Raw genomic sequence first — 23,063 nt, 5'->3', positions numbered from 1 at the left:
TGTGAATCTATTGTGTAGAATCTCGACGAATTCGTGCGATTTTATAAATAGCAATCAATCCAAAACTAATCATCGATATAACTTGAGCTATATAAAGAATTAATCCAAAATAATCGCCAATTGCTCGTCCTTCATGCTGATCTCCACCTTTCGCAAGATAAACAGCCGAAAATGCAATCGACATAATATACGGATAAGCCAAGCCGCCTGAAACTGGCAAAATCATTCCCAAAGATCCCGCAATCAATAGAAATAAACCTTCTGGTATACCAAAATTTTTGGTGTCCGGAAAAGCGAAGAAAACAAGAAAAGTCATTAGGAAATAACAAATCCAAAGTGCGAAAGAATAAAAGATGAATAAGCCTCTTTTTTCTAATTTCGAGATTGATTTTATACCTTCCCAAAGTCCAAATAGAAACGTTTTAATCTTTTCAAAAAACTTTAATTGATTAATTTTTTTCCAGAAAATAGCGATTAATCCAATTCCTAAAACAAGAACTCCAATTGCGATGTAATATTTTAAGAAAGAAGGTTCTGTTGTAGGTTGGTGCGCTTTTTCTTTATTTCCTAATTCAACAAATTTGAGGAATGTTTCGTAATTGAAAATAAGTGTTAAACTGAAAAATAATCCCAAAAATAAAACGTCAATTACACGTTCTAAAACTACTGTTCCGAAAGATTTTTCGAAAGGCACTTTTTCCATTTTATAGAAACTTGTAGCACGAGCTACTTCGCCACTTCGAGGAATGGTCAAATTCATAAAATATGCAAATGCAATAGCCCAAAAACCAGATGAGGTTTGTGTGTTGTAGCCCATTGGCTTTAGAAGAAGATTCCAACGAGCGGCGCGTATCCAATACGTAAGAATACTGATTGCCATAGATGCAAAAATCCAAAAATAATTGGTTTGTTTTAAAACTTTTGCAACTCGTTCGAAATCAATTTGCTTCACTGTTACCACGACAAAAAAAACGGCTAACAATGAAGCAATGATTAAGAAGAGCGATTGTTTGATCTTACTCTTCATATAAATTATTGAAAATTAATTTCTTAATCTAAACGATTGTTCTCGTTAGGGAAAACAATTGTTGGTTCGTAGGTTTTGGCTTCTTCAAATTCCATCATCGCATACGTAATTAAAATGACAGTATCACCTACTTGTACTTTACGCGCTGCTGGTCCATTTAAACAAATTTCTCCACTTCCACGTTTTCCTTTAATAATGTAAGTTTCAAAACGTTCTCCGTTTTCTTGAACCACAATTTGAATTTTTTGACCAACTACCATATTTGCAGCATCTATCAAATCTTCATCGATTGTAATACTTCCGATGTAGTTTAATTTTGCGTCTGTTACCTTAACTCTATGTATTTTAGAGTGAAATACTTCTATCATCATAATTTTGCAAAGTTACATTGAACTTATAAATTTCAAAACCCGTTCCAATATTTTTCGATTGGAGTGAAGGATTTGATCTATTTTATTAAAACTGAATATTATCGATTAAACGTACATCGCCTGCATAAGCAACGACAAATCCACGAATATGCTGGGCATCAGAAAAATGTTCTATAGACAACAAGGTTTCTTCATCTGTGATTTCAAAATATTCTAATTCGAAAGGTGAATTTTTGAATTCATTTTCGACGAAAGCTTTTACTTCAGGAACATCTTTTCCTTCTTTTTTAAGCGTTACAGCTTGTGATAAAATTGAATAAATTTGTGGTGCATCCGAAGTTTGTTGCGTTGATAAACGTGCATTTCTTGAACTAAATGCTAAACCAGAATCTGCTCTGTGAATTGGCATTGGAACAATTTCGACATCTAAATTCTCTTGTTTTACCATTTCTTGGATGATACAGATTTGCTGAAAATCTTTTTCTCCAAAATATGCTCTTGTTGGTTGAACTGCTTTGAATAATTTGCAAACAATTGTAGCTACTCCATCAAAATGTCCAGGACGAGAAGCGCCTTCCATCACTTGGTCTATTGTGCCAAAATCGTAATGTTTTGCACCTTCATTTGTTTCATATAAATCCTCAACAGTAGGCATATAGACAAAATCACATCCGTTTTTCATTAACAATTCTTTATCATTTTCCTCAGTTCGAGGATATTTTGCTAAATCTTCTGGATTATTAAATTGTGTTGGATTGACAAAAATGCTGACGATTGTGTAGTCGTTTTGAGCTTTAGAAGCTTTGACCAAAGACATGTGACCTTCGTGTAAAGCGCCCATTGTAGGGATAAAGCCAATGGTTTTGTTTTGGTTTTTTAACTCGACGATTGCGGGAGTTAATTTTTCCTTTTCGTTAAATATAACCATAACACTGATTTGTTAAAAAAAAACTAATATCTTGCAAAGCTACTATAAGCAAATAATATATCAACATTTTTTTGTAAATTTGTGCCTTATTATTCATTAGGAAAAGAGAGTAGAAATTATGGAAGGAAAGCGCATATTATATGTAACAACAGAAATGGTACCTTACTTTCCTGAAAATCCGATGTCTTCACAAGCATTAGATTTGCCAAAAATCATGCAAAGTAGTGGCGCAGATGTAAGAATCTTTATGCCAAGATTTGGAGCAATTAACGAAAGAAGACACCAATTACACGAAGTAATACGACTTTCAGGTATGAACATGATTATTAATGATTTGGATCAACCATTAATCATTAAAGTCGCTTCTGTTCCAGGAGAAAGACTACAAGTGTATTTTATCGATAACGAAGAATATTTCAAACGTAAAGAAGTTTATGGAGAAGATAATGGATTATTTTCTGATAACGACGAGCGTTCTATTTTCTTCGCAAAAGGAGTTTTAGAAACAGTAAAAAAATTAAACTGGAAACCAGATGTTGTTCACGTAATGGGTTGGATGTCTAGTTTAGTACCATTGTATCTAAAAAAATATTATTCTGACGATCCTTTCTTTCAAGATGCGAAAGTTGTTGTTTCTTTATTTGACAACGGATTTGAAGGAGAATTAGATAACGAATTAGTTAAAAAATTGGCTTTTGATAAAGTAGAAGCTGATGTACAAACATATTTAGAAAAACCTACACATTTAGGGATGATTCAAGCTTCTTTAGAATATGCAGATGCAGTTGCGAAAGGAGAAGAGATGATTCCAGAAGATGTGAAAAACTATATCAACCAACAAAATATTCCTCTATTAGACTATTGTTCTAAAGAGCAAGCTAAAGAAGTTTACAACAACTTCTATCTTGAGGAAGTAATGAACTCTAATTAAAATCTATTTAGATTAATGAAAAAATTTTTGAATGTCCTTTCTGTGTCTGTTGCAATGATGATTGGAATGGGAGCAATTGTTTCGTGTGAGAATGAAACATTAGGATTAGATAACAACGTGATTGGAGGTGAGGCAGAAGGAAATGTAAAATCCTTGGATGTTATTGCTTTTAATGCCAATTTTGACACGCTTCGTACAGATAAGTTTGTACTTCAAAATGGAGCTTTTGGTGTGTACAATGAGCCAATTTTTGGTTCTACATCTTCTAAGTTTTATACACAAATTAGACCTTCGTCTATTGGAGATCAAGATTTTGGAACTGAACCTAAAGTAGATTCTGTGAATTTGGTAATTCCAGTTTATTACAGCACGACTAAAGATCCAATTTCTAAAGATACAATCAATCTTTCTAAACCAGGAGAGAAACCAAAAGATACAGATACAATCCAAATTACAACAAAGTATGCAGTTGACTCTTTGTATGGGAATAAGGATTTAACAATGACGTTGAAAATTAAAGACATTCATACAGTTTTATATAAAGACACGAAATATTTTTCAACATTAAGTGGCCTTGAATCTCCAATTTCTGTTAATTCAAGAGAAATCGGAAAAGCTACTATCGGAAAAACAGTAACAGGAAAAGTTGTTAAACAAAAAATTGGAACTTCTAATATTTCTGAGGTTGTTCCTGGTTACAAAGTTTCTTTAGATCCAGATTATTTTGACGAAAAAATTATTAAAAATGCAAAAACAGGATTGCTTTCTGATTACGCAACATTTATTCGTGAAAATATCAAAGGTTTAGAGTTTTCTGTTGAAGAATCGAATGGATTTATTGTCAATTTTAATCCAAATAAAATTGACTTGAAGATGTATTATTCATACAAAAATCCGACAGCAAAAACAAGTTCAGACACAAATTATAAAGAACGTTTGAGTGCTACTTATGCTTTTGATATGACAAATCAGTGGAATTCTGGTACTGCAAATAATGCCAATATTATTGCTTCTCAAATTGTGAATAATGCAGTAGGTTCAACTTATTCTACAATCAAACCTGATGAAGTGAATGGTGATGCGAGATTGTATTTAAGCGGAATGAGTGGAAATTATGCAAAATTAAAATTCAATCAAACCCAATTAGATGAATTAAAATCTGAGATGACAAAAAGTAATATTGTGATTCTTGGAGCAAAATTAAAATTCTATATTGATGGTTCAACTAGTTTTCCAAAACCGCCTTATTTAGTTGCTTGGAATAACTACAAAAAAGATGATAAAGTTATAAATGAATTGTATGCAGACGTTTTAGAATTCTATAATTCTTACCCTACATCAGTTCACTTTAATCCTATTGTAAAAGGAGATACGGATTATTATACAATTGATATCACGAAACATCTAAAAAGCATGTTAGAGAAAGGAAATGAGTTTAAAGATCAAACGATGTTTATTACAATAGGTAATTTTATAACATCTGTTAGAGATGCAACTACGATTAATAGTACAAATCCTTATCAAAATGATAGAGCTTATAATCCATATAGAATTGTTTTACATGGAAATAATTCGGAAGTAGCGGATAAAAAATTGAAATTACTGGTATATTACTCTCAAAAATAGGGCGTATTATATTTAACGAATTTAACTAAAATACTATAAAATATTATGTGTGGAATTGTAGGATATATTGGACATCGCGAAGCGTACCCAATTATTATTAATGGACTAAAAAGACTAGAATATCGTGGATATGATAGTGCAGGTTTAGTTCTTTCTACTGGTACCGATTTTGAATTGGTAAAAACAAAAGGAAAAGTTTCAGATTTAGAAGATAAATCAGCAAATTTAGATAAAACACCTCATTTAGGAATTGGGCATACACGTTGGGCAACACATGGTGTTCCAAATGATGTAAACTCTCATCCACATATGTCTAATAATGGACGTTTGGTATTGGTTCATAACGGAATTATCGAAAATTATGAATCAATCAAACAATTATTAAAAGACAAAGGGTACGTTTTTCATAGTGATACGGATACAGAAGTTTTAGTAAACTTTATTCAATTATTTCAAGAAGAACAAAATTTAAACTTAACTGACGCAGTTCGTTTAGCTTTGAATGAAGTGATTGGAGCATATGCGATTGCAGTTTTAGACAAAGAAGAAGCAAATACAATTGTTGTAGGTCGTTTAGGTTCTCCATTGGCAATTGGTATTGGAGAAAACGAATTTTTCGTTGCTTCTGATGCTTCTCCGTTTATCGAGTTTACAAAAGATGCGGTTTATTTGGAAGATGGTGACATGGCCACAATTACTTTAGATAAAGAAGTTGATGTACGTACAATCCATAACAATGAAGCAGTTTCTTTAGATGTTCAAGAGTTACAATTAAATATTGAAGCGATTGAAAAAGGTGGTTATGAGCATTTCATGTTAAAAGAAATCAACGAACAACCTCGTTCTATTCGTGATACAATGCGTGGACGTTTATTAGTAGACGAAGGTATTATTAAAATGGCTGGTATTTGGGATCATCAAGAAAAATTCTTGAATGCAAAACGTATCATCATTGTTGCTTGTGGAACTTCTTACCATGCAGGTTTGGTTGCAGAATACATGATCGAAGATTTCGCTCGTATTCCTGTAGAAGTAGAATATGCATCTGAGTTCCGTTACCGCAATCCAATCATCAATAAACACGATGTCGTGATTGCAATTTCTCAATCTGGAGAAACAGCAGATACATTGGCAGCACTTAAATTAGCAAAAGAAAATGGTGCATTTATCTTTGGAATCAACAATGTTGTAGGTTCTTCTATTGCTCGTATTACAGATGCTGGTGCTTATACACATGCAGGACCAGAAATTGGTGTTGCATCAACAAAAGCATTTACAGCTCAGTTAACAATTTTAGCGTTGATTGCTTTAAAATTAGGTAAACAAAATGGTGAATTATCAACAGAGAAATTCAACTTATTAACACGCGAGTTAGAACGTATCCCAGAATTAGTTCAACAAATTTTAGACAACTGTGAAGGTGTAATTGATCAAATTGCTGATAAATACAAAGATAACAGAAATGCAATTTATTTAGGACGTGGATACAACTATCCATCAGCTTTAGAAGGTGCATTAAAGTTAAAAGAGATTTCATATATCCACGCAGAGGGTTATCCAGCGGCAGAAATGAAGCACGGACCAATTGCATTATTGGACGAAAATATGCCTGTTATTGTTATTGCAACGAAAAAAGGTTATTACGAGAAAGTAGTTTCTAACATTCAAGAAATTAAATCTCGTAGCGCCAAAGTAATTGCAATTGTTAATGATGGTGATGATCAAGTAACTGCTATGGCAGATGATTACGTAGTAATCCCAGAAACTGCAGAAGAATTCTCACCAATCCTAACAGCTATTCCATTACAATTATTATCGTACTGGATTGCTGTTAAATTAGGTAAGAATGTAGATCAGCCTCGTAACTTGGCAAAATCTGTTACTGTAGAGTAAAAATTATTACAGAGTTATAATATATTTTAAGGGATGATGTTTTAAAATCATCCCTTTTTCATTTTATAAGTTTAAATTAATTATTAATTTCACCAAAAATAACATCATGTTTACAGGAATCGTAGAAGGAGTAGGAAAGCTTATAAAAGCAGAGAAAGAGCAATCTAATTTACATTTATGGATTGAAGCTGATTTTTGTGATGAATTAAAAATTGATCAAAGTGTTGCACATAATGGAGTTTGTTTAACGGTTGTTGATTTCAAAGATGGACTTTATAAAGTTACTGCTATAGAGGAAACCTTACAAAAAACAAATTTTAACACTTTAAAAGAAGGTGATTTGATCAATTTAGAACGATGTTTGCAATTCAATGGTCGTATCGATGGTCACATTGTGCAGGGTCATGTAGATCAAACCGGAAAAATTGTTTCGATAGAAAACCAAAATGGTAGCTTTTTTGTTACTGTAGAATATGATGAAGTATCGTCTGGAAATGTTACAGTAGAAAAAGGTTCGATTTGTCTTAACGGAATTAGTTTAACAGTTGTAGACAGTAAAGTTGGACAGTTTTCGGTTGCAATTATTCCCTATACTTGGGAGTTTACAAACCTTAATCAAGTGAAAGTGGGCGATACAATGAATTTAGAATTTGATATCTTAGGAAAATACGTCAAAAGATTATTCCAACAATAAAAATGATTAGAAAAAAAAATAACCTATCGCTACCCGTTCGTATTATCATTTATATGGTAACGATTTTGTTATTTACAGCAGGTGCTATCTTGCTGATTACTGCCAATCATTTCAATGAACAAACTAAACAATATCACGAAGATATTCTCAAACGAAAAGTTAGAGCGGTAGAGTCTGCGATAGATTATGAAATGGATAATTATCCTGGAATTGCAACCAAAGATAATATTCACGAGATTTTAGAAGATGGTTTTCTTCGCATCGGTGATATCAATAAAACCGATATTGTAATTTATGATTTAAGTGGTAATAAAATTTTAACCACTCAGCCGGTTTCAACGACTTATAATGTTTTGCCTCAAAAAATATTAGACAAACTACAAAAGTCAAATGATTTTATTGTAACGAATAAAGATACCGCTGATGATAACAATCTTTATTCGTCTTATAGTCATATCAAAAATTATTACAATGAAAACATTGCTATTCTCTGTCTACCTTATCAATCGAACCAAGATTTTTTTCAACGAGACATGTTTACCTTAATTGGTAGTTATGGATTAGCTTTTGGAGTTATTCTTTTGTTTGGAACGTTAGCGGTTTATTTTGTTACAAAACGTACACTGAATAAACTTTGGTCGTTTGCAGATCGTATTCGTGAAACAGAAGTTATTGCGAACAATATGCCTATTCGCTATGATGGGAACGATGAAATAAAAGTTTTGGTAGATTCTTATAATGATATGTTGTACCGATTGCGGGAACAATCAGATTTATTAGCTAAGCAAGAACGTGAAGAAGCATGGAGAGATTTTGCGAAACAAGTTGCGCATGAAGTCAAGAATCCATTAACACCAATGCGATTAATGCTACAGAATTATATGCGAAAATTTGATGTAAATGATCCAAATCTTGAAGAAAAGACGATGCGAACAACTACTATTTTATTGCAACAAATTGATACCATCTCTGCGATTGCTGAAGCTTTTTCAGATTTTGCTAAAATGCCTTCTCGTAAAGATGAAAAAATTGATGTGGTAGACGTCATAAAAAATGCGCTATATGTTTTTCCATTGGAGTTTATCGAATTTAATTATTCTCCCAACATCATCATGATGACTTTTGATAAACAATATTTGAATCGAATTATTACCAATATTACAAAGAATGCGTTTCAATCTATTCCGAAATCTCGTATAGCGAAAGTTAAAGTAGATGTGTTTTTAGTGGATGGTTTTTTGCATATAACCATTCAAGATAACGGGAATGGAATTCCTGTCGAATCACAAGATTCTATTTTTGTTCCAAAGTTTACAACAAAGAATAGTGGAATGGGAATTGGTTTGCCAATGGTCAAAAAAATTATTGACGATTATGATGGAACAATTCGTTTTGAAACTGAAATTTCTGTTGGTACAACATTCTACATTTTGATTCCTTGCAATGAATAGAAAACCTTTTCGATTCAAACAATTCGAAATTTTTCAAGACAAAACCGCAATGAAAGTAGGCACAGATGGTGTTTTACTTGGTGCATGGGCTACTTTAAAAAGTGGAAATACTATTTTAGATATTGGTACAGGAACTGGATTACTTTCGTTGATGTTAGCGCAACGTTTTCCTCATTCTATGATTGATGCAATAGAAATTGATAACGATGCTTTTTTACAAGCAAAAGAAAATTTCGAGAATGCACCTTTTTCAGATCGATTAACCATTTTTAATTCATCGCTTCAAGATTATTCAACCAATAAAAAATATGATTTGATTGTCAGTAATCCACCTTTTTTTGTGGTGAATGATACGGTTGATTTTGACGCGCGTAAACAAGCACGGCAGCAAGAAACATTGACTTTTGAAGAATTAATCAAAAAAACTGCTGAATTACTACACAAAGACGGATTAGCGAGTTTTATAATTCCATACGATCAAATGGGTAGTTTTAGTGAAATAGCTATTCAAAACGCTTTAAAATTATCTAGAGTCGTTTATATCAAAGGGAATTCGACAACAGTTACAAAACGTGTGTTGTTAGAATTTAGTTTTCATGAAAAAGAAGTAGAAGAACAAGAACTAATCATTGAAGTCGATCGACATCAGTACACAGAAGATTATATTCAGTTGACAAAGGATTTTTACTTGAAAATGTAATTTTCATCAATGATGAAAAACGATAAGTAAACTACTGATTTTGATGTCAAATAGAAAATTGTATTTCTATGCATCTATGTAAAGATTTATTCAACATTTAAAAACATAAAAAAACCGAGCAATTTGCTCGGTTTTATATTTATTTCTGATTTTCAAAATGAGTTAAAAACTCATTCTCCACCTCAATCTTAACCTTAAATCGTTGGTCCACCCGCTAATAAATCAGCCGTTGCAAACTCTTCAAATTTCTTGAAATTCGCTTTGAATTTATCTGCTAATTCTTTCGCATTTGCTTCGTATGCTGCTGTAGAATCAAAAGAAGTCGCTGGATTTAATTTTTCAGAAGCAACACCTTCGATGGCAACTGGAACTTCAAATCCGAAATAAGGATCTTTTTTGAAATCTACGTTGTTTAAATCTCCATTTAAAGCTGCATTGATAACGGCGCGAGTGTCTTTTAAAGACATACGCTCTTTTTTACCATTCCAACCTGTATTGATTAACCAAACATTTACACCAGTTTTCTCAACTTTATCGCTCAACATTTCAGCATATTTTGTTGGATGTAATGGCATAAATGGTGCACCAAAACATGTAGAAAATGTAGTTTGAGGCTCTGTAACACCAGCTTCTGTACCAGCAACTTTAGATGTATATCCTGAGATAAATAAGTAAGCCGCTTGATCTGGGTTTAATTTTGCAATTGGAGGGAAAACTCCGTAAGCATCAAACGATAAGAAGAAAATATTTTTAGGATTTTTTCCTACAGATGGAACTGCAATATTTTCGATATAATCAATTGGATAAGAAACACGTGTATTTTCTGTGATAGATGTATCTGTAAAATCAACCTCGTTAGTACCTGGAATTAATTTACAGTTTTCTAATAAAGCTCCGTCTTTGATCGCTGCAAAAATTTCTGGTTCACCTTCTGGAGATAAGTTGATAACTTTTGCGTAACAACCACCTTCAAAATTGAAAACTGTATTGTCTTCTGTCCATCCGTGTTCATCATCACCAATTAAACGTCTGTTTTTGTCTGCTGATAAAGTTGTTTTTCCTGTACCAGATAATCCAAAGAACATTGCTGTATCTCCGTTTTCACCTGAGTTAGCAGAACAGTGCATTGGTAAAGTATTTCTAAATACGGGCATGATGAAGTTCAAGGCAGAAAAAATACCTTTTTTCATTTCTCCTGTATAACCAGTTCCTCCGTTTAAAACGATTTTACGTTTAAAATTTAAGATAGAGAAATTGTGTTGTCTTGTACCATCTTCGTCTGCATCTGCAACAAAAGTTGGTGCATTGATAATTGTCCATTCAGCATCACCAAAGTTTTTTAATTCTTCTTCTGTTGGACGAATAAACATGTTATAGATAAATAAATTAGCAGCAGGAGTTTCTGTAATTGCTCTAATTTTTGTTTTGTATGCATCGTCAGCACAAGCAAAAGCATCACGTACATAAATTTCGCGGTTGCTTAAATGCTCAACAACTTTATCGTATAAAGCGTCAAATTTATCAGAATCGAAAGGAATATTGATGTTTCCATCCCACCAAACGTTTTCTGCAGTGATTTCGTCTTTAACAATAAAACGATCTTTAGGAGAACGTCCTGTAAATTCTCCGGTTAACATATTTACTGCTCCAGAAGATGTAATTTCTCCCTGTGCTAATTCTATCATTTTCTCTGTAAGCTCTTCAGGAGATAATTGATAGTTAATTTTGGAATTTTTTATTCCGTAAGATGCCAATTCTATGCTCATTTTTGTGATTTTTAAAGTATTTTTAAAATTTTAAAGGTAAAAACTTTGCACAAAGTTACAATAAAAAGAAGCGTAAAAAATTTGACTTATGTCATTCACTTAAACGTTTTCGTGCATGTTTTTTCACCATATATTTCCAAGTTCTTATGCGTGCATATAAAAAAAAGCTTGTATTTAATATAAGTTTTATATTTTTGCACTAGTTTACAACAATTAAAATTAGAAAATTATGTCTGACATTACATCAAGAGTGAAAGCGATTATCGTAGATAAATTAGGAGTTGACGAAAGCGAAGTTACGCTAGAAGCAAGTTTCACTAACGATTTAGGAGCTGATTCATTAGACACAGTAGAATTAATCATGGAATTCGAAAAAGAATTTGATATCCAAATTCCAGACGATCAAGCAGAAAAAATTTCAACTGTAGGTCAAGCTGTAACATACATCGAAGACTTAAACAAGTAATAGTTCCTATTTTATGGAATTAAAAAGAGTAGTAGTAACAGGTTTAGGCGCGCTAACACCAATCGGAAATACATACCAAGAATACTGGAATGGATTAGTGAATGGTGTAAGTGGCGCTGCGCCTATTACGCTTTTTGACGCAACTCTTTTTAAGACACAATTTGCTTGTGAGATCAAGAACTTCAATATCGAAGATCATTTTGATCGTAAAGAGGCAAGAAAAATTGACCGTTGTGCCCAATTGGGAATTATTGCAGCTAGAGAGGCAATAAAACACAGTGGAATCTTAGAAGATACAAATGTAAACAAAGAGCGTATCGGCGTTATATGGGGATCTGGTATCGGTGGAATTAAAACGTTTGAAGAAGAAGTTTCGAATTACGCAACAGGAAATGGAACACCACGTTTCAATCCTTTCTTTATCCCTAAGATGATTGCAGATATCACGCCTGGTCATATTTCAATGGAATTTGGTCTTATGGGACCTAATTATACAACTGTTTCGGCATGTGCCTCTTCAACAAATGCAATTATTGACGCTTATATGTTATTAAGACTTGGAAAAGCTGAAGCAATTGTAACAGGAGGTTCAGAAGCTGCGATTACAGCATCAAGTATTGGAGGTTTCAATGCATTACATGCGTTATCTACACGAAATGATGATCCACAAACTGCTTCAAGACCATTCGACAAAGACCGTGACGGTTTTGTAATGGGAGAAGGAGCTGGATGTATTGTGTTAGAAGAGTACGAACATGCTATTGCGCGTGGAGCTACCATTTATGCAGAATTAGTAGGAACAGGAATGACAGCAGATGCTCACCATATTACAGCTCCACATCCCGAAGGATTAGGCGCATTAAATGTGATGAGAGAGGCTTTATTAGATGCCAATATCAGCGTAGAAGACGTGGATCATATCAATATGCACGGAACATCTACACCATTAGGTGATATTGCAGAATCTAAAGCAATTCAAAAATTATTTGGAGAACATGCTTATAATATTCAAATCAATTCAACAAAATCTATGACTGGTCACTTATTAGGTGGTGCAGGGATTGTTGAAGCGATTTCGGCTATTGGAGCAATCAATAACAGTATCGTTCCACCAACAATTAATCATTTTACGGATGATGAGAATCTTGATCCTAAAATCGATTATACATTTAACAAAGCAAAAGAGAAAAATGTAGATTATGCATTGAGTAATACTTTTGGTTTCGGTGGTCACAATGCTTGTGTGATATTTAAGAAGTATAAGTAATGTCTTTCTTAAAAAAATTATTTTCTTTTAAAAATCATCGTGATGATTCAAATTCATCTGATCCTTTTTTGAAATTTTTGAAGTCGATTTTGGGTTATACTCCTCGCAATGTTGAGGTTTTTAAAGAAGCATTTACCCACAGATCTGCACAGAAAAAAGATGAAAATGGAAACAGTATAAACTTTGAAAGATTAGAGTTTTTAGGAGATGCATTACTTGGTGCTTCTGCAGCAATGCACTTATACTACAAAGCGCCCGATCAACAAGAAGGTTATTTAACAAAAATGCGTTCTAAAATTGTTTCGCGTAAACAATTGAATGCCGTTTCCAAACAACTTGGCTTGTTGGATTATTTGGATCCAATGAACAATCACAACAATTTGGGTGAAGACGTAAATGGCGATATGTTGGAGGCGTTGGTAGGTGCAATTTATGTTGATGGAGGTATAGCTGCAGTACAAAAATTTATTCAAGTCAAAATTATTGACCCTTATGCGGATTTAGACCGTTTGGAACACACGATTACAAGTCACAAATCGTTGATTTTGGAATGGAGTCAAAAAACGAGAAATACGATAAGATTCAATACATTTGAGGAGCAAAACGCAGAAGATTTGCAGGTTTTTGTATCCGTTATCCGTCTCAATGATAAAGTTATCTCGAAAGGGAGAGGAACTTCTAAAAAGAAAGCGGAAGAAAGCGCAGCAAAACGCGCGTACTATTCGTTACAAAAGAAAATAGAAAAAGTTTAGAAACATGGCAGAATTACTCTTATATGATGATTGGATAGATTTTCATCTCATAGGCGTAAATTCTAGTTTTAACACTTCGACACAATTTATTTTCCATCTCAACTCTACTTTTGATACGCGTTTTCAGCGTATTCAGGATTTGGATATTCGGTTAGATGAGCATACTTATTTTTTCGAAACCTATCAATGGTTAGATGAAGCAAATAAAATAGATTATCATATCATTAAAAATACGCCAAATCAATACGATTTTAAAAAAAATGAAGTAGATTTATCAAATCTTTTCAAAGGGAGCGTTATTCTTGTGCCAAATTACAAGGATTGCAACTATGTTGTAAAAATCTCTGGTTGGGAAGATGAACTACAATATCTTCAACTACCATTTGTAGAAAAAGATTTTATAAAAACGATCAAAAAAATAGATATCGATTTGATTAGCAATGCAGATCAATTGGTTTTCTAACAAAATATTGTGCATAAAAAAAGGGAAAAATTATGATTTACGATAGACAATATCTTAAAAAGACAAAAATTGTTGCGACTTTAGGTCCGGCAACCGATAGTCCAGAGATTTTATTAGAAATGATGAGAAAAGGAACAGATGTGTTCCGTATCAACTTTTCGCACGCAGACTATGCGGATGTGAAACGTAAGATTGAAACAATTCATCAATTAAATAACGATCATGGCTACAATACAGCAATTTTAGCGGATTTACAAGGACCTAAGTTGCGTATTGGAAAAATGGAACACGAAGATTTCGTAATCAATCCAGGAGATATTTTAACTTTCACCAACGAGGATGTTGTAGGAACGAAAGAAAAAGTTTTTATGACGTACAAAAAGTTTGCGCAAGATGTGCAAGTGGGAGAAAATATTTTGATTGATGACGGAAAATTAATCTTCAAAGTAATCGAGACAAACGGAACAGATACTGTAAAAGCAGAAACGATTCAAGGAGGTCCGCTACGTTCTAAAAAAGGAGTTAACTTACCAAATACCAATATTTCTTTACCTGCTCTAACAGATAAAGATAAAGAAGATGCAAAATTCGCAATCGAAAATCGTGTCGATTGGTTTGCACTATCTTTCGTTCGTTCTGGACAAGATGTAAAAGATTTATCTGATTTTATCAAAGAACATGGAACAGTAAAAATTCCAATTATCTCTAAAATTGAAAAACCTGAAGCATTAGAAAATATCGATGATATTTTAGAATTTTCGGATGGATTAATGGTTGCTCGTGGAGATTTAGGTGTTGAGGTTCCGTTTGAAATCGTTCCAAAAGCGCAAAAACAATTAATTGACAAAGCGAAATTAGCGCGTAAGCCAGTTATTGTTGCAACACAAATGATGGAAACTATGATTTCGAGTTTAACACCAACTCGTGCGGAAGTTTCTGACGTTGCAAATGCAGTTTTTGATGGTGCGGATGCAGTAATGTTATCTGGAGAAACTTCTGTAGGGCAATATCCTGTACAAGTTATCGAGAAAATGACGAAGATTCTTCAAACAGTCGAAGATGATGAGCACGTACATGTACCAGAGCACAAACCAAAGATCAAAAACGAACGTTTCGTAACTGATATGGTTTGTTATAATGCAGCTAAAATGGCAGAAGATACAGGAGCGAAAGCAATTGCAACGTTGACGTATTCTGGTTATACCGCTTTCCAAATTTCATCACATCGTCCAAATTCATTTATTTTGGTTTTCAATCCAAGTAAACGTATTAACCGTATGTTGAACCTATTATGGGGAGTAAAAGCAATCAATTACGATCCTCGCGATACATCTACGGATCAAACGGTTACAGAGGTCAATATCTTAGCGAAAAATGCGGGTTATGTAGAATATGGTGATTATATCATCAATCTGAATGCAATGCCAGCATTTGAGAAAGGAATTACCAATACACTACGTATTTCGATGATTTAATAAAATCAATACTAATACTTTAAAGCGTTCAATTTTGAACGCTTTTTTTGTGTTTAAAAGAAAAATCATAATAGAATGTTATGATATAGTAGTTTTTAATATCTTTACGAGTTCGAATTAGAAGAATTTATGTGTATTTATAATGTGATCTTATCTGGTGGTGTTGGGAGTAGACTTTGGCCACTTTCACGAAAAAGTCATCCAAAACAATATTTACCTTTGTTTAATGGGCAATCTTTATTTGAGTTAACGATTCAACGTAACCGTCCAATTGCTGATAAATTAATGGTGATTGGGAATAAAGATAATGACCATTTAAGTCAAGAAGTACTTGATAAAATGAATGTTGAATACACGAAAATTGTAGAGGCTGTTCCACGTAATACTGCAGCGGCAATTGCATTTGCAGCTTTAGCAGTTGAGGATGATGATATTCTAATTGTGACACCATCTGATCATTTGATTGAAGATATGGAAGCCTATCAAGAAGCGATGAATAGAGCAATCGAATTAGCACAAAATGACTATATCGTCACATTTGGAGTGCATCCAACTCGTCCAGAAACAGGGTATGGCTATATCGAACACAAAGAAGACACTGTGTTATCGTTTCGCGAAAAACCCAATCATATTACGGCGCAAGATTTTATCGAGCAAGGGAATTTTTTGTGGAACAGTGGAATGTTTTGTTTCAAAGCACGTGTTTTATTGAAAGAACTAAAGAAATTTGAAAAAGAAATTTACGAAGCTTCAAAAATAGCTTGGTCTGAAAATATCAACGGAGAATTGAACGAAGAACTTTCAATGAATATTCCATCAAATAGTATCGATTATGCCGTAATGGAACGAAGCAAGAAGATAAAAGTAGTTCCAGCAAAATTTGTTTGGAATGATTTAGGTTCTTTCGAATCCTTGTATGATTATTTTGTGATGAACGGCCATTATGTCGATCGTAATGGAAACATGGTGATTGGGACAGATGTTTATACTTCTTTTGTTGGTTTACAAAACACTATTTTTGTGAATACCCCAACCGCGAATTTAATTCTACAAAAAGAATATTCACAGGAAGTAAAGAATGTTTATACACATTTAGAAAAAAGAAATTCTGAATTAATTTAAATACCTAGCACTCGATTTGAGTGCTTTTTTTATGTCATAAAAGCTTATAATTAATTCAATATAAATCCTTAAATTTGTCGCTCCAACAATAGTATTATAAAATGACAACGGGAATTACATTCGGTATATTTGACTTGCTTCATGCAGGTCATGTAATGATGCTCGAAGAAGCCAAAAGACAATGCGACTACCTAATTGTAGGACTTAATACTGATCCTGCAACAGTAGACCCTTCAAAAAATAGTCCTACGCAATCCATCGTTGAGCGTTATATTCAATTAGAAGGTTGTCGATATGTCGACGAAATAATCCCATACGAAACCGAACAAGATTTGTTTGATATGTTAAGTGCATTACCAGTAAATATTAGAATTATAGGGGAAGAATACCGAAATATCGACTTTACGGGAAAACAATATTGTTTAGATAATCATATTCAAATTTACTACAACAAGCGTACACACCGCTTCTCTAGTTCAGGATTAAGAAAAGTAGTTGCGACTTCTGAAAAGGAGAAATAATGAAAACAGTATTCATAACTGGTGTAGCTGGTTTCATAGGTTACCATTTAGCTGAAAAATTAATCGAAAAAAACATCAAAGTTGTTGGAATTGATAATATTAACGATTATTACACTATTCAGTTAAAATATGATCGATTAAAAGAATTAGGAATCAATCAAGAATTTGCTTCAAATTTTGGGCAGAAAGTTCTTTCTTCTAAACACGAAGAAAAGATGATTTTCTATCGAATGAATTTAGAAGATAAAGAGTCATTGGCTCAACTTTTTAAAACATATTCGTTTGATGCGGTTGTTAATATGGCAGCTCAGGCTGGTGTTCGTTATAGTATCGAAAATCCTGATGCCTATGGACAGAGTAATTTGGTCGGTTTTCTAAATATTTTAGAATGTTGCCGAAATTATAACGTCAAAAAATTACTGTACGCAAGTAGTTCAAGTATTTACGGAAACTCTTCAGATGTTCCTTTTTCAACAAATCAAAACGTTGATCATCCTATTAGTTTATACGCAGCTACCAAAAAAGCAAACGAGCTTATGGCGCATGCGTATAGCCATTTGTACGATTTCCAAACGATAGGTTTGCGATTTTTTACCGTTTATGGACCTTGGGGACGCCCAGATATGGCCATGTTTTTGTTTACAGATGCCATCTTAAATCATCAACCCTTAAAAGTGTTTAATCACGGCGATTTGTCACGCGATTTTACGTACATTGATGATATTATTCAAGGGATAACGAAAATCCTTGAAGATAAAAATACAAACGAAAAATACCAATTATACAATATAGGAAATAGTAAACCTGTTCAATTAATGGATTTTATCAAAGAAGTCGAACATTCGACAGGCGAAAAAGCTATTTTAGAAATGTATCCGATGCAAGCAGGAGATGTCAATCAAACATGGGCCGATGTCCAAGATTTGAAAGATAAATTTGGTTATCATCCTCATTATCCTGTTGACAAAGGAGTGTATAACTTTGTACAATGGTACAGAAAATATTATAATAAATGAATCAACAACATAAAATTGCAGTAATTGGCTTAGGGTACGTAGGTTTACCATTAGCTCGATTATTTGCAACAAAGTACCCTGTTGTCGGGTTTGATATCAATCAGAAACGTATTGCTGAATTAAATAATGGAGTAGATTCAACTTTAGAAGTTGAGAATAATGTTTTACAAAATGTTTTATCAACACAAAATCCTTTTATTCAAGTAGAAAATGGATTGTTTTGTTCATCAGATATAACGGATATTGAAGATGCGACAATTTATGTTGTAACCGTTCCTACGCCAGTGGACAAAAATAATCGACCAGACTTGACTCCTTTGAAAAAAGCTTCGGAAACGGTAGGTAAAGTGTTGAAACCAAATGATATTGTTATTTATGAATCTACAGTTTATCCAGGTGTTACAGAAGAAGAATGTATTCCAGTATTGGAACATTCTTCGGGATTGAAGTTTAACCAAGATTTTTATGCGGGATATTCTCCAGAGCGAATTAATCCAGGCGATAAAAAACACACGGTTGAGAAAATTTTAAAAGTAACATCAGGTTCAACGCCAGAAATTGGAAAAATTGTTGATGATTTATATCAATCCGTAATTGTTGCAGGGACGCATTTAGCACCGACAATCAAGGTGGCAGAAGCATCGAAAGTCATCGAAAATTCGCAACGTGATATCAATATTGCATTCATCAATGAATTATCAAAGATTTTTTCGCTAATGGATATTGATACCAATGATGTGTTGGAAGCTGCTGGAACAAAATGGAATTTTTTACCATTCAAACCAGGTTTGGTTGGCGGACATTGTATTGGTGTTGATCCATTTTATTTGGCTCAAAAAGCACAAGAAATTGGTTATTATTCAGAATTAATTTTAGCAGCAAGACGATTAAACGATTCAATGGGAGCGTTTGTGGCTTCTCAGGTTGTTAAATTGTTGATAAACAACGATATCAAAGTAAAAGGAGCTAAAGTTCTAAATTTAGGAATTACCTTTAAAGAAAATTGCCCTGATATACGTAATTCGAAAGCAATTGATGTGATTCATGCTTTAGAAGAATATGGAATAGAGGTGACAACGTTAGACCCTTGGGCTAACCCGGATGAGGTAAACCATGAATACGGAATAACTTTTTGTAATACATTGGATCAGGTTTTCAAGTTCACCAGTTCACCAGTTCACCAATTCGACGCCATTATCTTGACTGTTTCACACGACGAATTTTTAAATCTTCAGTTAACGGATTATTTAAAAGAAAATGGAGTGATTTATGATGTAAAAGGGGCTTTGCCTAAAGAAGAAGTTGATAAACGACTATAAAATACTATGAAAACTATTTTAATTACAGGTGGGGCTGGATTTATCGGATCTCACGTTGTAAGAGAATTTGTCTTAAACTATCCTGAAACAAAAATCATCAACCTTGATGCGTTGACGTATGCAGGAAATTTAGAAAATTTAAAAGATATTCAAAATCAGCCTAATTATACATTTGTAAAGGCAGATATTACGGATGCGAAACATATTTTAGAGATTTTTGAACAGTATCAACCAGATGGTGTCATCCATTTAGCTGCCGAATCTCACGTAGATCGTTCGATTACAAATCCGTTAGATTTTGTGATGACGAATGTGATTGGTACGGTTAATCTTTTGAATGCTGCAAAAACAATTTGGAACAATAATTTCGAAGGAAAACGTTTTCACCATGTTTCGACAGATGAGGTTTTTGGCGCTTTGGGTGATGAAGGATTTTTTACAGAAGAAACGTCTTATGATCCGCATTCACCCTATTCGGCTTCAAAAGCATCTTCGGATCATTTTGTAAGAGCCTATCACGATACATACGGTTTACCAATTGTGATGACGAATTGTTCGAACAATTATGGGCCAAATCATTTCCCAGAAAAATTAATTCCGTTGTGTATTCATAATATTTTGAATGGAAATCCACTTCCCATTTATGGAGATGGAAAATATACGCGCGATTGGTTATTTGTAATCGATCATGCCAAGGCGATTGATTTAGTTTTCCATGAAGGAAAAAATGGAGGTTCTTACAATGTAGGAGGTTTCAACGAGTGGAAAAACATCGATTTGGTGAAAGAATTGTGTAAACAAATGGACGAAAAATTGGGTAAAGAAGCGGGAACTTCAGAACAATTAATCACATTTGTGAAAGATCGTCCAGGACATGATTTACGTTATGCCATCGATGCAACAAAAATTAACGAAGAATTAGGCTGGAAACCAATTGTGACATTTGAACAAGGTTTGAGTCTAACTATCGATTGGTTTTTATCCAACAAAGAATGGTTGGATAATGTAACATCTGGCGATTACCAAAAATATTACGAAAATCAGTATAAATAAGGAGAAGGTTAGGAGGTTAAAAGGTTAGAGGGGTAAAAAGTTATAATGTTATAAGATTAGAGGTATTTCTTTATCCATTTAATTATTTTCCTGTTTAACGATATATTTGTTTCACTCATTTAAATAAGAATTATGGAAAGTCATAAAGATTTAAAAGTTTGGCAAGAAAGCATGAATTTAGTTGTAGAGATTTATAAAATAACGAATTATTTTCCTAAGGAAGAGCTTTATGCATTAACCAGTCAAATGAAGCGTAGTGCTTTATCTATCCCAAGTAATATTGCAGAAGGGGCTGGTAGAAATGGAAAGGCAGAGTATTGCAGGTTTTTAAATATCGCCTTAGGTTCTGCAAGTGAGCTAGAAACACAAATTGAAATAGCATACCGGTTAAATTTTATAAGTGATATAAAAAACCTAGATTCAAAAATACGATTTATCAAGAACATGCTTTCTAAATTAATTAAAAGTCTGAGTTCCTAACTTTACCATTTATCTTTATAACTTTATACCCATATACCCATATACCCATTTAATAAAAAAATATGAAAGCAACAGAAATTAAATTAAAAGGTTGTTTTATTTTAGAACCAACTGTTTTTGAAGACTCGAGAGGTTATTTCTTTGAGTCGTATAACGAAAATAAAATAGAAGAAATTTTAGGGTATAAACCAACTTTTGTTCAAGATAATCAGTCTAAATCTTCTTACGGTGTAGTTCGAGGTTTGCATATGCAAGCAGGAGAACATGCCCAAGCAAAATTAGTTCGTGTGGTAGAAGGTGCGGTGATAGATGTAGCGGTTGATGTTCGTCCTGGTTCTGAGACTTATGGACAGTCAGTTGCAGTAGAATTATCAGCAGATAATAAAAAACAATTGTTTATTCCAAGAGGATTTTTACATGGTTTTTCGGTGATTTCTGATTCAGCTACATTTTTCTATAAATGTGACAATGGGTATAATAAAGAGTCAGAAGACGGCGTTAACCCTTTAGACAGCGAACTGAATATAGATTGGCAAATTCCTTCAGATAAAATGATAATCTCTGAAAAAGATCAAGAAGCACAGTCGTTTGGAGAGTTTAAAGTTAAGGGGTTAACAAGTGAACATGTGAAGAAGTGAAGGAGTTAACAAGTGAGGAAGTTAACAAGTGAAGAAGTGAAGGAGTTAACAAGTGAAGAAGTTAACAAGTGAAGAAGTGAAGAAGTGAAGAAGTTTACACGTTCACACTTTCACAATTTGACAAGTTAACAAGTGAAGAGGTGAAGAAGTGAAGGAGTGAAGAAGTGAAGAGGTGAAGGAGTGAAGGAGTGAAGGAGTGAAGGAGTGAAAAAGTGAAGAAGTGAAGGAGTGAAGGAGTGAAGAAGTGAAGGAGTGAAAGAGTTAACAAGTGAAGGAGTTACAAGTTCACACGTTTACAAGTTTACATGATCACACGTTTACAAGTTCACAAGTTTACATGATCACATAAAATATAATAGATGAAGAGCCATAAGGATTTATTAGTATATCAGAAATCATTAGATCTGGTCACAAATATTTATTCTATTACAGATTGCTTCCCAAAAGAAGAGCAATTTGGTTTGACAAACCAATTAAGAAGAGCATCAGTATCTGTCCCTTCTAATATTGCGGAAGGAGCTGGAAGAAAAAGTAAAAAAGAATTTATTCATTTTTTGTACATCGCTTTAGGCTCATTGAATGAAATTGAAACACAATTAGAAATATCTAAAAGATTAAATTATATAAGTAATTTAGATGATTTTGATACACAATTTTTACACATCAAAAGAATGCTCTTAAAATTAATCGAATCATTGAAAAGGGATATTGAAGAAGGTTAACAAGAGAAAAAGAGAAAAAGTTAACAAGTGAAGGAGTTAACAAGTGAAAAAGTGAAGGAGTTTACATGATCACACGTTTACAAGTTTACAAGTTCATAATTTGACAAGTGAAGAAGTGAAAGAGTTAACAAGTGAAGAAGTTTACATGATCACACGTTTACAAGTTTACAAGTTCACAATTTGACAAGTGAAGAAGTGAAGAAGTGAAAGAGTTAACAAGTGAAGAAGTTACAAGTTCACACGTTTACAAGTTTACAAGTTCACCCTTTAACAAGTGAAAAAGTGAAGAGGTTAACAAGTTAAGGAGTTACAAGTTCACACGTTTACAAGTTTACAAGTTCACCCTTTAACAAGTGAAAAAGTGAAGAGGTTAACAAGTTAA

At 33.3% G+C, this 23,063-nt stretch carries 23 protein-coding genes; 19 read left to right on the top strand and 4 right to left on the bottom strand.

Going from position 1 to position 23,063, the window contains the following annotated elements; translation table 11 throughout:
- Positions 1 to 7: 7 nt before the first annotated feature.
- From HXZ69_RS11125 to panC, 3 genes are all read right to left on the bottom strand, one after another.
- Positions 8 to 1,027 carry a lysylphosphatidylglycerol synthase transmembrane domain-containing protein gene (locus HXZ69_RS11125; protein WP_286495998.1) on the bottom strand — a complete coding sequence of 340 codons (1,020 nt, stop codon included), beginning with the start codon at positions 1,025 to 1,027 and terminating at the stop codon, positions 8 to 10.
- Positions 1,028 to 1,050: 23 nt separating this feature from the next.
- Positions 1,051 to 1,398, bottom strand: coding sequence for an aspartate 1-decarboxylase (gene panD / locus HXZ69_RS11120; RefSeq protein WP_180905565.1), 348 nt, complete (start codon positions 1,396 to 1,398; stop codon positions 1,051 to 1,053).
- Positions 1,399 to 1,483: 85 nt separating this feature from the next.
- Positions 1,484 to 2,326, bottom strand: a complete 843-nt coding sequence (gene panC / locus HXZ69_RS11115; RefSeq protein ID WP_286495996.1) for a pantoate--beta-alanine ligase — start codon at positions 2,324 to 2,326, stop codon at positions 1,484 to 1,486.
- Positions 2,327 to 2,444: 118 nt separating this feature from the next.
- Between panC and HXZ69_RS11110 the strand changes: the two genes are divergently transcribed.
- From HXZ69_RS11110 to HXZ69_RS11085, 6 genes are all read left to right on the top strand, one after another.
- Positions 2,445 to 3,257: a glycogen/starch synthase gene (locus HXZ69_RS11110; RefSeq protein WP_286495994.1), complete on the top strand. Its 813-nt coding sequence runs from the start codon at positions 2,445 to 2,447 to the stop codon at positions 3,255 to 3,257.
- 15 nt (positions 3,258 to 3,272) lie between these two features.
- Positions 3,273 to 4,883: a DUF4270 family protein gene (locus HXZ69_RS11105; RefSeq protein WP_286495992.1), complete on the top strand. Its 1,611-nt coding sequence runs from the start codon at positions 3,273 to 3,275 to the stop codon at positions 4,881 to 4,883.
- Positions 4,884 to 4,928: 45 nt separating this feature from the next.
- Positions 4,929 to 6,776, top strand: a complete 1,848-nt coding sequence (gene glmS / locus HXZ69_RS11100; RefSeq protein WP_286495990.1) for a glutamine--fructose-6-phosphate transaminase (isomerizing) — start codon at positions 4,929 to 4,931, stop codon at positions 6,774 to 6,776.
- A 106-nt stretch (positions 6,777 to 6,882) separates the two neighbouring features.
- The gene (locus HXZ69_RS11095; protein ID WP_286495989.1) at positions 6,883 to 7,470 is read left to right on the top strand and encodes a riboflavin synthase; all 588 of its coding nucleotides are present in this window, start codon (positions 6,883 to 6,885) and stop codon (positions 7,468 to 7,470) included.
- Positions 7,471 to 7,472: 2 nt separating this feature from the next.
- Positions 7,473 to 8,921 carry a sensor histidine kinase gene (locus HXZ69_RS11090; RefSeq protein WP_286495987.1) on the top strand — a complete coding sequence of 483 codons (1,449 nt, stop codon included), beginning with the start codon at positions 7,473 to 7,475 and terminating at the stop codon, positions 8,919 to 8,921.
- Entirely contained in the window at positions 8,914 to 9,621 is a 708-nt protein-coding gene (locus HXZ69_RS11085) for a tRNA1(Val) (adenine(37)-N6)-methyltransferase (protein ID WP_286495986.1), read from the top strand. The genes HXZ69_RS11090 and HXZ69_RS11085 overlap by 8 nt, the downstream gene beginning before the upstream one ends.
- Positions 9,622 to 9,815: 194 nt before the next feature.
- Here the strand turns inward: HXZ69_RS11085 and pckA are convergent, their stop codons facing one another.
- A complete protein-coding gene (pckA, locus tag HXZ69_RS11080; protein ID WP_286495985.1) occupies positions 9,816 to 11,387 on the bottom strand; it encodes a phosphoenolpyruvate carboxykinase (ATP) in 1,572 nt (523 codons plus the stop codon).
- Positions 11,388 to 11,616: 229 nt separating this feature from the next.
- On the opposite strand from pckA, the gene HXZ69_RS11075 reads away from it, so the two are divergent.
- The 13 genes from HXZ69_RS11075 (at position 11,617) to HXZ69_RS11015 (ending at position 22,681) form a co-directional block, all read left to right on the top strand.
- Positions 11,617 to 11,853, top strand: coding sequence for an acyl carrier protein (locus HXZ69_RS11075; RefSeq protein ID WP_038336002.1), 237 nt, complete (start codon positions 11,617 to 11,619; stop codon positions 11,851 to 11,853).
- A gap of 13 nt (positions 11,854 to 11,866) precedes the next feature.
- Positions 11,867 to 13,120, top strand: coding sequence for a beta-ketoacyl-ACP synthase II (gene fabF / locus HXZ69_RS11070; protein ID WP_114998517.1), 1,254 nt, complete (start codon positions 11,867 to 11,869; stop codon positions 13,118 to 13,120).
- Positions 13,120 to 13,872, top strand: a complete 753-nt coding sequence (gene rnc / locus HXZ69_RS11065) for a ribonuclease III (RefSeq protein WP_221854049.1) — start codon at positions 13,120 to 13,122, stop codon at positions 13,870 to 13,872. The genes fabF and rnc overlap by 1 nt, the downstream gene beginning before the upstream one ends.
- A gap of 4 nt (positions 13,873 to 13,876) precedes the next feature.
- Complete coding sequence (locus HXZ69_RS11060) at positions 13,877 to 14,335, top strand: IPExxxVDY family protein (RefSeq protein WP_114998513.1); 459 nt, start codon at positions 13,877 to 13,879, stop codon at positions 14,333 to 14,335.
- 32 nt (positions 14,336 to 14,367) lie between these two features.
- Complete coding sequence (gene pyk / locus HXZ69_RS11055; protein WP_286495984.1) at positions 14,368 to 15,810, top strand: pyruvate kinase; 1,443 nt, start codon at positions 14,368 to 14,370, stop codon at positions 15,808 to 15,810.
- A gap of 129 nt (positions 15,811 to 15,939) precedes the next feature.
- Positions 15,940 to 16,932, top strand: coding sequence for a mannose-1-phosphate guanylyltransferase (locus tag HXZ69_RS11050; protein ID WP_280035073.1), 993 nt, complete (start codon positions 15,940 to 15,942; stop codon positions 16,930 to 16,932).
- Positions 16,933 to 17,033: 101 nt separating this feature from the next.
- Entirely contained in the window at positions 17,034 to 17,453 is a 420-nt protein-coding gene (locus tag HXZ69_RS11045; RefSeq protein ID WP_286495983.1) for an adenylyltransferase/cytidyltransferase family protein, read from the top strand.
- Complete coding sequence (locus HXZ69_RS11040; RefSeq protein ID WP_286495982.1) at positions 17,453 to 18,469, top strand: NAD-dependent epimerase/dehydratase family protein; 1,017 nt, start codon at positions 17,453 to 17,455, stop codon at positions 18,467 to 18,469. Before HXZ69_RS11045 ends, HXZ69_RS11040 begins: the two co-directional genes overlap by 1 nt.
- Complete coding sequence (locus HXZ69_RS11035) at positions 18,466 to 19,788, top strand: nucleotide sugar dehydrogenase (protein WP_286495981.1); 1,323 nt, start codon at positions 18,466 to 18,468, stop codon at positions 19,786 to 19,788. Before HXZ69_RS11040 ends, HXZ69_RS11035 begins: the two co-directional genes overlap by 4 nt.
- A 6-nt stretch (positions 19,789 to 19,794) precedes the next feature.
- Entirely contained in the window at positions 19,795 to 20,841 is a 1,047-nt protein-coding gene (gene rfbB, locus HXZ69_RS11030) for a dTDP-glucose 4,6-dehydratase (protein WP_286495980.1), read from the top strand.
- 132 nt (positions 20,842 to 20,973) lie between these two features.
- Positions 20,974 to 21,321: a four helix bundle protein gene (locus HXZ69_RS11025; protein WP_286495978.1), complete on the top strand. Its 348-nt coding sequence runs from the start codon at positions 20,974 to 20,976 to the stop codon at positions 21,319 to 21,321.
- 62 nt (positions 21,322 to 21,383) lie between these two features.
- Positions 21,384 to 21,959: a dTDP-4-dehydrorhamnose 3,5-epimerase gene (rfbC, locus tag HXZ69_RS11020; protein WP_286495976.1), complete on the top strand. Its 576-nt coding sequence runs from the start codon at positions 21,384 to 21,386 to the stop codon at positions 21,957 to 21,959.
- A 359-nt stretch (positions 21,960 to 22,318) separates the two neighbouring features.
- A complete protein-coding gene (locus HXZ69_RS11015) occupies positions 22,319 to 22,681 on the top strand; it encodes a four helix bundle protein (RefSeq protein WP_038335987.1) in 363 nt (120 codons plus the stop codon).
- The last annotated feature ends 382 nt before the right edge of the window (positions 22,682 to 23,063 follow it).

This window comes from Empedobacter sp. R132-2 (genome assembly GCF_030324375.1).
In the GTDB taxonomy this organism is placed as follows: domain Bacteria; phylum Bacteroidota; class Bacteroidia; order Flavobacteriales; family Weeksellaceae; genus Empedobacter; species Empedobacter falsenii_B.
The sequence above is the reverse complement of the archived record's forward strand: the minus strand, read 5'-3'. Positions and strand labels throughout refer to the sequence as shown.